The 12,885-nt window shown below is 31.6% G+C and carries 12 protein-coding genes; 3 read left to right on the forward strand and 9 right to left on the reverse strand.

Annotated elements, in window-relative coordinates:
• Positions 1–85: 85 nt before the first annotated feature.
• The 8 genes from hslO to BSD9I1_RS14855 all read right to left on the reverse strand — a co-directional run bounded on the left by hslO (position 86) and on the right by BSD9I1_RS14855 (position 7,944).
• Entirely contained in the window at positions 86–976 is an 891-nt protein-coding gene (gene hslO, locus BSD9I1_RS14820) for an Hsp33 family molecular chaperone HslO (RefSeq protein ID WP_186430977.1), read from the reverse strand.
• A 19-nt stretch (positions 977–995) separates the two neighbouring features.
• Positions 996–1,733 (reverse strand): class I SAM-dependent methyltransferase, encoded by a 738-nt coding sequence (locus BSD9I1_RS14825; RefSeq protein WP_186430978.1) that lies wholly within the window; start codon positions 1,731–1,733, stop codon positions 996–998.
• 69 nt (positions 1,734–1,802) lie between these two features.
• Positions 1,803–2,057 carry a small, acid-soluble spore protein, alpha/beta type gene (locus BSD9I1_RS14830; RefSeq protein WP_035307183.1) on the reverse strand — a complete coding sequence of 85 codons (255 nt, stop codon included), beginning with the start codon at positions 2,055–2,057 and terminating at the stop codon, positions 1,803–1,805.
• 178 nt (positions 2,058–2,235) lie between these two features.
• Positions 2,236–3,201 (reverse strand): ABC transporter ATP-binding protein, encoded by a 966-nt coding sequence (locus tag BSD9I1_RS14835; protein WP_186430979.1) that lies wholly within the window; start codon positions 3,199–3,201, stop codon positions 2,236–2,238.
• Complete coding sequence (locus BSD9I1_RS14840) at positions 3,202–4,221, reverse strand: ABC transporter ATP-binding protein (protein WP_186430980.1); 1,020 nt, start codon at positions 4,219–4,221, stop codon at positions 3,202–3,204. It lies immediately after the preceding gene.
• A gap of 14 nt (positions 4,222–4,235) precedes the next feature.
• Positions 4,236–5,153, reverse strand: coding sequence for an ABC transporter permease (locus BSD9I1_RS14845; RefSeq protein ID WP_186430981.1), 918 nt, complete (start codon positions 5,151–5,153; stop codon positions 4,236–4,238).
• A gap of 15 nt (positions 5,154–5,168) precedes the next feature.
• On the reverse strand, positions 5,169–6,119 hold the full coding sequence (locus tag BSD9I1_RS14850; protein WP_186430982.1) for an ABC transporter permease: 951 nt from the start codon (positions 6,117–6,119) through the stop codon (positions 5,169–5,171).
• Positions 6,120–6,285: 166 nt separating this feature from the next.
• Complete coding sequence (locus BSD9I1_RS14855; protein WP_242966508.1) at positions 6,286–7,944, reverse strand: peptide ABC transporter substrate-binding protein; 1,659 nt, start codon at positions 7,942–7,944, stop codon at positions 6,286–6,288.
• Between the two features lie 673 nt (positions 7,945–8,617).
• On the opposite strand from BSD9I1_RS14855, the gene BSD9I1_RS14860 reads away from it, so the two are divergent.
• From BSD9I1_RS14860 to dapB, 3 genes are read left to right on the forward strand one after another with little or no spacing between them, the layout of a single operon-like run.
• Positions 8,618–9,607, forward strand: a complete 990-nt coding sequence (locus BSD9I1_RS14860; protein ID WP_186430983.1) for an aspartate-semialdehyde dehydrogenase — start codon at positions 8,618–8,620, stop codon at positions 9,605–9,607.
• Positions 9,608–9,642: 35 nt separating this feature from the next.
• The gene (dapA, locus tag BSD9I1_RS14865) at positions 9,643–10,527 is read left to right on the forward strand and encodes a 4-hydroxy-tetrahydrodipicolinate synthase (protein ID WP_186430984.1); all 885 of its coding nucleotides are present in this window, start codon (positions 9,643–9,645) and stop codon (positions 10,525–10,527) included.
• Positions 10,528–10,542: 15 nt separating this feature from the next.
• Positions 10,543–11,292, forward strand: coding sequence for a 4-hydroxy-tetrahydrodipicolinate reductase (dapB, locus tag BSD9I1_RS14870; RefSeq protein ID WP_186430985.1), 750 nt, complete (start codon positions 10,543–10,545; stop codon positions 11,290–11,292).
• Positions 11,293–11,706: 414 nt separating this feature from the next.
• On the opposite strand, the gene BSD9I1_RS14875 is transcribed toward dapB, so the two are convergent.
• Positions 11,707–12,876, reverse strand: coding sequence for a pyridoxal phosphate-dependent aminotransferase (locus BSD9I1_RS14875; RefSeq protein WP_186430986.1), 1,170 nt, complete (start codon positions 12,874–12,876; stop codon positions 11,707–11,709).
• Positions 12,877–12,885: the final 9 nt, after the last annotated feature.

Consider the following 12,885-nt stretch of genomic DNA (forward strand, 5'->3'; position numbering starts at 1 on the left):
CTCAAGTTATCAGGATACTTCATAATAAAATTATAGTACAACCCTTCGTTAATTACAATGTATTTTAATGGTTATTAATTCATGCTTAATTCTTGCTTCCTGATTTTTTTAAAATTTCTCCTATTTGTTCATTAGTAAATTTATAGCTTGTATTGCAAAAGTGACACTTTAATTCCTCAGTTTTATTTTCATTATATAATTCAGTAAGGTCTTTTTCTCCTATGCTCATAAATACTCTTTCTACCTTGTCTCTTGTACAATCACACTGATATTTTGGAGTCATATTATCTAATATTTTTAAATCCATATCTTCAAATATAAACTGAAGTATTTCTTCAATACTCATTCCTTGTACTATATAATCAGTTACAGATTTCATATCCTGAAGCCTATAAGTGACTAAATCAGCCGCTAGTTCATTTGCTCCTGGCATCATTTGAATAATAAATCCACCTGCCGCTTTAATACTTAAATCAGTATCTACAAGAACTCCAAGTCCAACAGCAGAAGGAGTCTGCTCGGAAACTGTAAAATAATACGCAAGATCATCCCCTACTTCTCCTGAATAAATAGGTATCTGACCAACATAAGGCTCTCTAAGTCCCATATCCTTTATAACGGTAACCTTACCATTTATGCCTATAGCCCCTCCAACATCAAGTTTCCCTTTGCTATTTGCAGGTAAATCAACCTTAGGGTTCCCTATATATCCCTTTACGCTTGCATCAGAATAAGCAGTAACAAGAACACCCTTTGCCTCCCCGCCTCCAGATATTTGAATAGTTAAAGAATCCTTCTCTGATTTTAACATTGCACCCATTAATGTTCCTGCGGTAAGCATTCTCCCTAGTGCTGCAGCTGCTGTAGGAGCACATTCGTGAATCCTTACCCCTTCATTCACAAGTTCTGTTGTAATAGCTGCAATAATTCTTATGTCACCATTACTTGCAATTGCTCTAACTAATTTATCACTCATTTTATTTCCTCCTGATTTCCTATTTTGTGAGTACATACACTATTCTTTCACTTGTAGAAGATACATCCTCATGCTCATAATTATCTAATACCTTTGCTATTTTAAACCCAGCTTTAACGATAAGTCCTTCTAGCTCCTTCTCAGTGTATGCTCTTTCTATATGATGTTCATCAAATCTTCTATAAAGCTCTCCTTCTTTTAAAAAGAAAGTCAAGTACATGTCCACTATATTATCTTCAAAGACATTTTCCCAAGTATAATACACGTTTTCTTCATCATAAGTAAATATATTATTTCCTAATATATTAGAAAGTTTATAATATGAATTTATATCGAATATAAAAATACCTTCATCTTTTAAATGCTTATGTACACCCTTAAAATAATTTAATATATCTTCATTTTCCGTTAAATAGTTAGTAGAATCTAAACAGCATGTTATAAGATCAAATTGCTTATTTAGTTCCAATTCACTTATATCTTGACATACAAACCTTCCCTTTATACCTTTATTTCTAAGCTTATTTTCAGCTTCAGTAAGCATATCATTTGATAAATCCACTGCCCAAGTATTTAAGAAACCTTTGGCTATATGCTCTGTTAAATTTCCAGTTCCACAAGCCAAGTCTAAATACTCCCTTTTGGGCACATTAAACTCATTACATAAATCCGATATAATATTTGCCCATTTTAAATAATCCACATCACCTTTGATAAGATTGTCATAAATATGGGCAAATTCTTTGTAACACTCCATAACCGTTCCCCTTTATCCAATATAAATCAGTACATCTCAAAATTGAGATGTTTCATTAATAAATTTATATTATAAATTATTTTTTTGCAAGTCAATATTTTTAGGAATATTCATTTGTTTTTTTCTTCTAGTCATTATTCCACCTATTCTTCCTGTTTCCTCCGAAGTTAAGCTGCTCCATCCATATTTCTCTACCTTATCTATTAAACCCAATTCATCAGCAATTTCATATTTAATTTGTTCTCTAAGCTTTTCTGCTTCAGTAAGTTCTCTATTTGATTTTAATTTAGCCTTAATAACCTTTTTAAGTGGTGTTTTTCCCATAATAATCCCCTCCGTAAAAAAATTAATTACGTTATTTAATAGTTTTTACAGATGGGGATATATTTATTCAATTTTTCAAATCAAAATCCAATCTCTATTTAAGAAAATAATTAAGCTAAAAATCTAAAATAAAACCCTAAAACCAGCCATTACACTGATTTCAGGGCATTATTAAATACTATTTATCTTCAAATAAATGGCATGCTACAAAGTGATCTTTTTCAACCTCTTTAAATACAGGTGAAACTTCACTGCACACAGGCTTTGCATATTTACATCTTGGTGCAAATCTGCATCCTGGTTTTGGATTTATAGGACTTGGAACATCTCCTTCAAGCATTATTCTGCTTCTGCTTTGTTCAACTTCTGGATCAGGAATTGGAATAGCAGATAAAAGTGCTTGAGTATATGGATGCAATGGTTTTGCATATAAGTGTTCACTTGAAGCAAGTTCTACCATAGTTCCAAGGTACATAACTCCAACTCTGTCAGATATATGCTTTACCATTGAAAGATCATGAGCAATAAATAAGTAAGTAAGTCCAAGTTCATTTTGTAATTTTATAAGTAAATTTACAACCTGAGCTTGAATAGAAACGTCAAGTGCTGAAATTGGCTCATCACACACAATAAACTTTGGTTCAACAGCCAATGCTCTTGCTATACCTATTCTCTGTCTTTGTCCTCCTGAAAACTCATGAGGAAATCTTGATGCATGTTCCTTATTTAAACCTACTAGTTGTAAAAGCTCATATATTCTGTTAGTTCTTTCTTTTCCCTTATGAATGCCATGTATATCTATTCCTTCTGCAATGATATCTCCTACTGTCATTCTTGGATCTAGCGATGCATAAGGATCCTGGAAGATTATTTGTGCATTTTTAGTATATTCTTTTTTCGCTTTACCCTTTAGCTTGTGTATATCAGTGCCTTCAAATAAAACTTCTCCATCTGTAGCTCCATATAGTCCAAGTACTGTTCTTCCACAAGTTGTTTTACCACAACCTGATTCTCCAACTAGTCCTAAGGTTTCTCCCTTTTTTATACTAAAACTTACATCATCTACAGCCTTTAAAGTAGCATTTTTCCCAACTTTAAAATATTTTTTAAGATTTTTAACCTGAATTAAAACTTCTTTTTCCACCTATATTGCACCTCCTTCAAATTTTGGAGTCTCAACCTTTGGTGCAAGAGGATGCTGTAACCAACATTGTACTTCATGAGTTTCTGTAATCTTTGTTACTTCTGGCATTTCTTCATTACAAATCTCCATACAATAAGCACATCTTGATGCAAAAGGACATCCTACTGGAGGTTTTAATAAATCTGGAGGAGTTCCTGGTATGGAATACAATTCATTTTTATGTTTTGTATCAAGCCTTGGTACTGATTGTAAAAGCGCCCAAGTATACGGATGCTTTGAGTTATAAAATAATTCTTCTCTAGTACCTCTTTCAATTATCATACCTGCATACATAACCTGAATTTTAGTTGCCACACCAGCAACTACCCCTAAGTCATGAGTTATAAGTATAACTGCTGTACCAAGCTTATCTTGAAGTTCTCTTATAAGATCCATTATCTGAGCCTGAATTGTAACATCTAGCGCAGTAGTAGGTTCATCAGCTATTAGAACTTTTGGATTACAAGCAAGTGCCATGGCAATCATTGCTCTTTGTCTCATACCACCTGAAAATTCATGTGGATATTGACTTACTCTTTTATCTGCATTTGGTATATTAACTAATTTAAGCATTTTTACAGCTTCATCTAATGCTTCCTTTTTATTCATTCCTCTATGAATAATTAAGTTTTCAGCTATTTGATCTCCTATTTTCATTGTAGGATTTAAGGATGTCATAGCATCCTGGAAAATCATACTTATATCTTCTCCTCTTAAATCCCTAAGTTCCTTATCTGACATCTTTAAAACATCTTTTCCATCAAATAGTATTTGTGAACCTTCTTTTATATCTCCTGGAGGAGTAGGTATTAATCTCATTATGGATTTAGAAGTTACTGACTTACCACAACCAGACTCTCCAACTATAGCTAAGGTCTCCCCCTTATCTACATGAAAAGATACTCCTCTAACGGATTGCACTTCACCTGCATAAGTGTGAAATGTAACTTTCAAATCTTTAACTTCAAGCAAATGTGACATAATTATCTCCTCCTTTACTGACGAAGCTTAGGATCTAGAGCATCTCTTAATCCATCACCAAGTAAGTTAAATGCTAACATTGTTAATGAAATAGCTAGTGCTGGGAAAATTAACTGATATGGATAAAAATCCATAACTGCTTGTCCGAAAGAAGTCATTGCCCCCCAGCTAGTTTCAGGAGGCTGTATTCCCAGTCCTATGAAACTTAAAAATGCCTCAGCAAATATAAATGATGGAATATCAAAAGTCATATAAACAATTATTACTCCAATAGTATTTGGTATTAAATGTTTAAGTATTACTCTTTTAGGGTCTGCTCCCAATGCCTGAGCTGCAAGTACATACTCTGATTGCTTAAGCTGCATAACCTGTCCTCTAACCATACGGGCCATACTTGTCCAACCAGTAATACATAGTGCAATTAAAAGAGACATCATACCCTTTCCCATAAATATGGATAGTATTATAACTATTAGCATATATGGTATACTTATAAGTATTTCTACAATTCTCATCATTATGTCATCTACTTTTCCTCCAAAGTATCCACTAATGCCTCCATATATACAACCTATAACTACTTCAATTATCGTTCCTATTATACCTATAGTGATAGAAACTCTACCACCAATCCAAAGTCTTGAAAATAAATCTCTTCCTAAATTATCTGTTCCAAACCAATATTCACTGTTTGGTGAAAGATTCATTTTGTCTGTATTTTGAACAGAAAACTTATGTGGTGATATCCAAGGTCCTATTATGCACATGAGTATTATAATCACCAATAATATCATAGAAAACATAGCAACCTTATTTTGCTTTAATCTTCTCCACGCATCCTGCCAGTAGGTCAAATTAGGTCGTACTATAATATCAGCATTTTCTGCATCATATCCTAAAACTTTAAATTTTTCTTTATTTAAATTTACCATTACACCTTTGACCTCCTATCTTTTTCCACCAGTAAGTCTTATTCTTGGATCTATTACTGTATATAATATATCAACTATTAACAGTGAAATTATATATAGTGCAGAATAGAAAATTGTAAGTCCCATGATTACATTATAATCATTTGTCAAAATAGCATCTATCATGGAATTTCCAAGCCCAGGAATATTAAATATTCTCTCTATTACTATAGATCCTGTGATAACTGCTGCTACCTGTGGTCCAAGTATAGTAATAACAGGTAATATTGCATTTCTTATAACATGTTTCCATGCTATAGCTACTTTAGATACACCCTTAGACTCCGCTGTTAATATATAGTCTAGTCCCACAACATCTAAAACGGAAGTTCTCATGTATCTTGCATAAGTTGCTAAACTTGAAAAGGATAGCGCTATAGTTGGAAGTATTGTATATTTAAATCCACTTAAATATTCTCCAGGTGCATACCAGCCTGCACTAGGCAGTCCTATTTTACCCCCTACTGCCTTTTGAAGTAACGCTGCCAAAACAAAGCTTGGTATAGAAACCCCAAGTATTGCAAGGAATATTACTGAGTAGTCCACCTTTGTATTTCTTCTAAATGCAGCTATTATACCGAGTATTATACCTATAGTTAATCCTAAAGCTATTGCCTGCAAACCAAGCTTTAATGAATTAGGAAACTTATCTTTAATTATTTGCTGTACACTATATCCGGGAGTTATAAAGGAATCACCTAACTCTCCCTTTGTTATATTCTTTAAATAAATAACGTATCTTGTTGACAGTGGCTTATTAAGCCCATATTTTTCTTTTATTATTTCCCTAGTTTCTGGCGGAAGCTTTTGCGCTTGAACCGATACAGGATCTCCAGGGATAGAATTCATTAAAAAGAATGTTATTGTAGTTATTACCCATAAAGTTATTAGCATATATCCTAATCTCTTTAATATAAATTTTATCATTTATATCCTCCTTCCTCGATTTCCAGTTAAAATTTATGTGATCAATAGAATCTATAATTCCATATGTTCTTTTCAGCCCCATAATATACCATTTTATCCTTAACATACAAATACTACAATAAGGCTCTACAAACCCCATTGTAGTATTCATAATTTTTATTTACCCCTATTTTCCTTCAGTATAAACCCATTTTAATTCATATGTTGCTCCAAATGCTGGGTGTTGAAGTCCCTTTACATTATTTTGAAAGAAGTTTCTTCTATCTTTATAGTATATAGGAGCTATACCCGCATCTTCATTAATAAGTAATTTTTCAGCTTGTGCAAATAATTCTAATCTCTTAGTATTATCAGTTTCATTTTTGATTTTGTTTAATAATTCTTCATATTTAGCGCTGTTATACTTACCATAGTTATTTCCGTTATCCTTTTGGAATAATCCTATAAATGAATCTGGATCATTGAAATCTGCGCCCCAACCAGACATTGCTATTTCAAAGTTACCATCTTGTGTTTTCTTCAAATAATCTGCAAAGCTTGCTGCTGAATCAAGCTGCACATTAACACCTATTTTTGACTTCCATTGATTTTGGAAGAATTCAGCTGATTGTTTATCAAATGCACTGCTATCCTGTGGAAGATATCTTACAGTATGTTTTGATGGATCTGGATCTAATCCAAGTTCCTTTAATCCTTCTATAAATAAAGCTTTAGGATCTTTCTTTTGAGCAATTACTTCCTTTAATGGCTCTTCAATTTTACTTCTATATTCTACATCTCCAGTTTTTATAAGTGGTGATACAACACCGTGAGCAACAAATCCTCTTTTATAAATCTTATTAACATAAGTTTCTCTATCTATTGCAATTGAGAAAGCTAATCTAATTTTAGGATTTGTAAGAAGTTTATTTTTTCCAGTTTGATTAAATATCATGTAGAAAGAAACTGGGTCCGCTTGCCCTATACCAGAAATTTTACCTGCTTCTACATCCTTTTTAAGTTTATCAATATATTCACCAGTAACAGCTACTGCATCTATTTCTTTATTCATAAGCATCTGGTATCTTGTTTGCATTTCTTTTATAACTGATAAGTTAACTTCATCTGTCTTAACCGCATCCTTATCGTAGTACTTATCATTTTTCTTTAATGTTAACTTAGCACCCTTCTGCCATGCAGTAATTGTATATGGTCCATTATAAACCATCTTTGTTGGGTCTGTACCATATTTATCTCCCTGAGCCTTTGCAATATCTTCTCTAACTGGTACAAGTAATGGGAATGATATCATTTCTTCAAAGTATGGGATTGGTCTTTCAAGCTCTACTACAAAAGTTTTATCATCTTTAGCCTTTAAGCCAAGATCTTCTGCTTTAGCCTGTCCCTTCATAAACTTTCCAGCATTTTTAACTCCCTCTATAAAGAATGAGTATGTTGATTTAGTATTTGGATCTAGTATTCTTGTCCATCCATATACGAAATCTTTAGCTGTAACCGGTTTTCCATCTGACCAATTATAATCTCTTAATTTAAAAGTATACGTTTTTTTATCCGCTGAAACTTCCCAGCTTTCAGCACCAGCTTTTTCAACTTTTCCATTGTTAACTCTTGCAAGTCCTTCAAAACCAGCACCTACTGCAGTAAATGATGCTGTATCTGATGCTAATCCTGAATCTAAAGTTTTAATGTCTGCAAGTTCAAAACTCATGGCTTTTGGTTTAGTTTCTCCACCTGCTGACTTTTTGTCTCCACTGCCGCATCCAATAAATGTTGTAAGTGTAAGCGCAGCTGTTAAGATAAGTGCTAGTATCTTGTTTCTTTTCACTATAAACTCCCCCTTTATAATTACTTATAATTATATAATTTAAAAATTATATTGTTAACATTTAGTTAGCTATGGAAATTAACTATTATAATTATGAATTAATGTATCTTAATTTATTAAGATAGCTTATTCCATACTTTTATTACAATTTTTAATTTACCTTTATATATGTATTTGTATTTTTATGTGATTAATTTGTATTTTTATATACTTATTTGCATGTTTGATATACTTAGTTTATATTTTTATATAAATACAAGATAAAAATAAGAGTCTTGCAATAATTATATATTTATACAAAGAATAACCTCTAAATAAATATGTATCTTAAGAAAACTCGTTTGTATTTCTTCTTCTATTTGTGACGTTTTTATTACATTATTTTAACTATATTAACACAGTTTTTTTTCACTGTCAATCAGATGGCTCCCCATCGCAATCATAAATCCACCTATATTAATTTACCTTTATTAATATAAGTTAACTAAAATTTTCTAACTAATGAAGGATGTTATTCTTTTTTTATTTATTAATCTTCTTATTTATCACTTCTAATATCTTTAATAAAAATTTATACATAATGTTTCATTTATATGTTTATTCATTATATAATATAATAATATAAAACATCTGAATATAATTGAGATGTAATTATTTTTAGGGAGGGACTTTTATGAATTATAATGTTGCAGTAGTTGGTTGTACTGGAATGGTTGGAAGAAAATTTTTAGAAATACTTGCAGAAAGAAATTTTCCTATAGCAGAGTTGTATTTATTTGCTTCTGCTAGATCTGCAGGGAAAAAACTTTCCTTCGAAGGAAAAGAATATACCGTGGAAGAATTAAAGGAAGATAATATAAAAAATAAAAAAATCCATTTTGCATTATTTTCAGCTGGTGGGGATACAAGCAAAAGCTTTGCTCCTATTTTCGCAAATTATGGAGCTGTGGTTATAGATAACAGCAGTGCTTGGAGAATGGATCCTAATGTACCACTTGTAGTACCCGAAGTAAATCCAGAGGATATCAAAAAGCATAAAGGTATTATTGCTAACCCTAATTGCTCTACTATACAAGCGGTGGTAGCTTTAAAACCTCTGTATGATGCCTATGGAATTAAGAGAATAGTTTATTCTACTTATCAAGCTGTATCAGGTGCAGGTATGAATGGATATAATGATTTAATGGAAGGCTATAAGGGAGAAGCTCCTAAAAAGTTTCCTTATGCTATAGCGGGTAATCTTCTTCCTCACATTGATTCATTTTTAGAAGATGGATATACAAAGGAAGAAATTAAAATGGTAAATGAAACAAGAAAAATACTTCATGATGATAATTTAAAAATAACCGCTACTACTGTTAGGGTTCCTGTTTTAAATAGTCATAGCGAAAGCATAAACGTTGAGCTATCAAAAGACTTTGATATTAAAGAAGTATTCGAACTATTTAAGAATTCTAAAGGAATAATACTTGAAGATGATGTAGCAAACTTAGTATACCCTATGCCTTTAAATTCATCAGGAAAAGACGAAGTATATGTTGGAAGAATAAGAAGAGATTTTAGTTTAGATTCCGGATTAAATTTATGGGTAGTTGCTGACAATATAAGGAAAGGCGCTGCATTAAATGCAATTCAAATTGCAGAGTGTATGATTAGTGAATAATTTAAATTATTAATTTAAATTTTTGGAGGCGAATTATGAGTATATTCAAAGGATCTGGAGTAGCCATAATTACTCCTTTCGATGAAAATGGTGTAGATTTCAATAAGCTTGAAGAACTTATAGAATGGCATATTGCAAACAGCACTGATGCAATAATAATATGTGGTACTACTGGTGAAGCTTCTACCATGAGTGAAACTGAAAGAAAAGAAACTATTAAGTTTACTGTAGATAAAGTTCATGGAAGAATTCCCGTGATTGCAGGTACTGGTAGTAATAATACTAAAGGCACTATAGAATATAGTAAGTGGGCAGAAAGTATTGGAGTAGATGGTCTTCTTTTAATTACTCCTTACTATAATAAAACTACTCAAAAGGGACTTTTAGAACACTTTAAAGAAATAGATAAAAATATAAATACTCCTATTGTGCTTTATAATGTACCAGCTAGAACTGGAATGAATATAGCACCTTCTACCTTAGTAAAGATATGCGCTGAGTGCAAGAATGTGGTTGCAATTAAAGAAGCTAGTGGTAACATTAGTCAAATAGCTGAAATAAAGGCTCTCTTAAGAGACAAGATAGATATATATTCAGGAAATGATGATCAAATAATTCCTATAATGTCTTTAGGAGGTATTGGAGTAATTTCTGTAGTAGCAAATATACTTCCAAAAGAAATGCATGATATGTGTAATTATTATATGCAAGGAAAACTTGAAGAAGCTTTAAAGATTCAGCTAGATACTTTAGCTTTGACAAATGCTTTATTTATTGAAACCAATCCTATACCTGTAAAAACAGCAATGAATGTATTAGGTTTGTCTGTAGGTGATTTAAGACTTCCTCTTTGTTCTATGAGCGAAAATAACCTTGCTGTATTAAAAAATGAATTAAAGGCTTATGGATTATTAAAATAGCCTTAGGAGGATATAATGGTTAAAGTACTGTTAAATGGGTGCAATGGAAGAATGGGTCAAATGATATCCCATACTTCCTTATCGTTTAATAATTTAAAAATAGTTGCAGGAGTAGATATAAATGCCTCTGTAAATTCATCTTATCCCGTTTTTTCAAAACTAGAAGATTGTGATGTAGAATTTGACGTAGTTTTAGATTTTTCTTCAGCTAAATCTTTAGATAGCTTATTAAGTTTTTGTATACCAAAAAATCTTCCTTTAGTACTTTGTACTACAGGATATACACAAGAACAACTGGAAGAAATAAAAAAAGCTTCTGAAAAAATACCTGTATTTAAATCTGCAAATATGTCTATTGGAATAAATATAGTGAACAATATACTAAAGCAAATTTCCTCAAAGCTTTTTAAAGACTTTGATATAGAAATAATAGAAAAACACCATAATCAAAAATTAGATTCCCCTAGTGGAACTGCATTATTACTTGCAAACTCCATAAAAGACAGCATACAAGAAGAAACTGAATTTGTTTATGGAAGAGAAGGAATTTCTAAAAGAGACAAAAAGGAAATAGGAATTCATGCAGTTAGAGGTGGCTCCATCGTTGGAGATCATGATGTAGTTTTTGCAGGTAGTGGTGAAGTAATTGAGATAAGACACTCCGCTATATCAAGAGAAGTATTTGCTGTAGGCGCCTTAAGAGCCTCCGAATACATGTATGAAAAAGCTCCAGGAATGTATGATATGGATGACGTGTTAAAATAAGAATCACTAGTTCATAATCTAGAGTCTTTGTTATATGAAGTAATTAATGATGTATCTTAGTTACTTTTCAATAGTAAATATTTAATAATTGAGGAGGGAATTTCGTCTTTGTGAAATTCCCTCCTCAATTATATAATCACAGAAATTCAGTAATCTGAATTTCATCTCACAGCAAAGTTTAAGTTATATTTTTGATGTTAAATATCTAGTATAAGATTTGCATTGTAGAAAGCATTGAACAAGCGTTAGAAGCTCTTTATTTTTGACTTTAAAATACCGTTAAGAACTTTCTATTGTCTGAGCGATAGCGAGTTTAGAAAGTTTAGGAATTTTAAAATCAAAAATATTAGAGCTTCTTTGCGAAGTGAACAGCTTTCCTAAATGTAAATCTCATACTAAAGTTTTAACATTATCTTAAAATGTCACATTTTTAAGCCACTTTTCCATTCTATCAAGTGCTTCCTCTAATTGTTCCATGCTGTAAGCATAGGATATTCTAAAATAGCCTTCTCCCCCTGTTCCAAAAGCAGAACCTGGTACTGCTGCAACCTTTGCTTCAACTAAGAGTTTTTCACAAAACTCTTCACTTTTCACATTAAACTTTTCAATAGATGGAAATATATAAAAAGCACCTTTAGGTAAGTTTACCTTAAAATCCATACTTTTAAGTCTTTCATATACATAATCTCTTCTCTTTATAAATTCATTTTTCATGTATTCCACATCTTCAAGACAATTTTTAAGTCCCTCTAGCGCTGCCCATTGAGATATAGATGGTGCACAGCTCATATTATATTGATGTACTTTTAATATATGTTTCATATACTGTTCTTCAGCACATACATATCCAATTCTAAGCCCAGTCATTGAAAACATTTTAGAAAAACCATTTATAAATATCACTTTATGCTTTATATCTTTAAACTGAGCTATTGAATAGTATTTATCAAAACATAAAGAACTATATATCTCATCTGTTATGGCTAAAATTTCATTATCTTTAATTATAGAATATAAATTTTCTGCATCTTCCTTAGTTAGTATCCCTCCTGTTGGATTTGATGGAAAGGATATTACTATTACCTTTGGTTTTTCCTTTTCTACAACTTTTCTTATTTCATCTATATTTAATGTAAAATCCTCATTTAAATTATAAGGTATAGATGAAGCCCCCAAAAGCCTAGCACAACTTTCATACGCAGGATATCCAGGTGTTGGAACTAATATCTTATCACCAGGATTTAATACTGCTGTAAAAGCATCAAATATAGCTTCACTTCCCCCTGCTGTAATGCAAATTTCTTCTGGAGTATAATTTATATGAAGCTTACTTAAATAATTTGATATTTCTTCACGCAGTTCCAATATCCCCATATTTGAAGTATAGGTGGTTTTATTATCCTCTATAGCCTTTATCATAGCTGCTTTCACCTTTTCAGGTACTGGAAAATCCGGTTGACCTAATGTTAATGATATAACTCCTGAATATTCACTAACCTTATTAAAAAACTTTCTTATACCTGAAATCTCAATATTTTTTACATAACTTGATACATATTGTTCCTCTAAATTAAATTTTTCCATAGTTAAGCC

Source organism: Clostridium sp. BSD9I1 (genome assembly GCF_900185645.1).
In the GTDB taxonomy this organism is placed as follows: Bacteria; Bacillota; Clostridia; order Clostridiales; family Clostridiaceae; genus Clostridium_AK.

What these genes read in the sequence shown, in the direction of transcription:
- dapA (WP_186430984.1), top strand. Translation starts at nt 9,643, where the DNA reads ATGAGTATATTCAAAGGATCTGGAGTAGCCATAATTACTCCTTTCGAT.
- BSD9I1_RS14825 (WP_186430978.1), bottom strand. Translation starts at nt 1,733, where the DNA reads ATGGAGTGTTACAAAGAATTTGCCCATATTTATGACAATCTTATCAAA.
- BSD9I1_RS14850 (WP_186430982.1), bottom strand. Translation starts at nt 6,119, where the DNA reads ATGATAAAATTTATATTAAAGAGATTAGGATATATGCTAATAACTTTA.
- BSD9I1_RS14875 (WP_186430986.1), bottom strand. Translation starts at nt 12,876, where the DNA reads ATGGAAAAATTTAATTTAGAGGAACAATATGTATCAAGTTATGTAAAA.
- BSD9I1_RS14830 (WP_035307183.1), bottom strand. Translation starts at nt 2,057, where the DNA reads ATGGGAAAAACACCACTTAAAAAGGTTATTAAGGCTAAATTAAAATCA.
- hslO (WP_186430977.1), bottom strand. Translation starts at nt 976, where the DNA reads ATGAGTGATAAATTAGTTAGAGCAATTGCAAGTAATGGTGACATAAGA.
- BSD9I1_RS14860 (WP_186430983.1), top strand. Translation starts at nt 8,618, where the DNA reads ATGAATTATAATGTTGCAGTAGTTGGTTGTACTGGAATGGTTGGAAGA.
- dapB (WP_186430985.1), top strand. Translation starts at nt 10,543, where the DNA reads ATGGTTAAAGTACTGTTAAATGGGTGCAATGGAAGAATGGGTCAAATG.
- BSD9I1_RS14845 (WP_186430981.1), bottom strand. Translation starts at nt 5,153, where the DNA reads ATGGTAAATTTAAATAAAGAAAAATTTAAAGTTTTAGGATATGATGCA.
- BSD9I1_RS14840 (WP_186430980.1), bottom strand. Translation starts at nt 4,221, where the DNA reads ATGTCACATTTGCTTGAAGTTAAAGATTTGAAAGTTACATTTCACACT.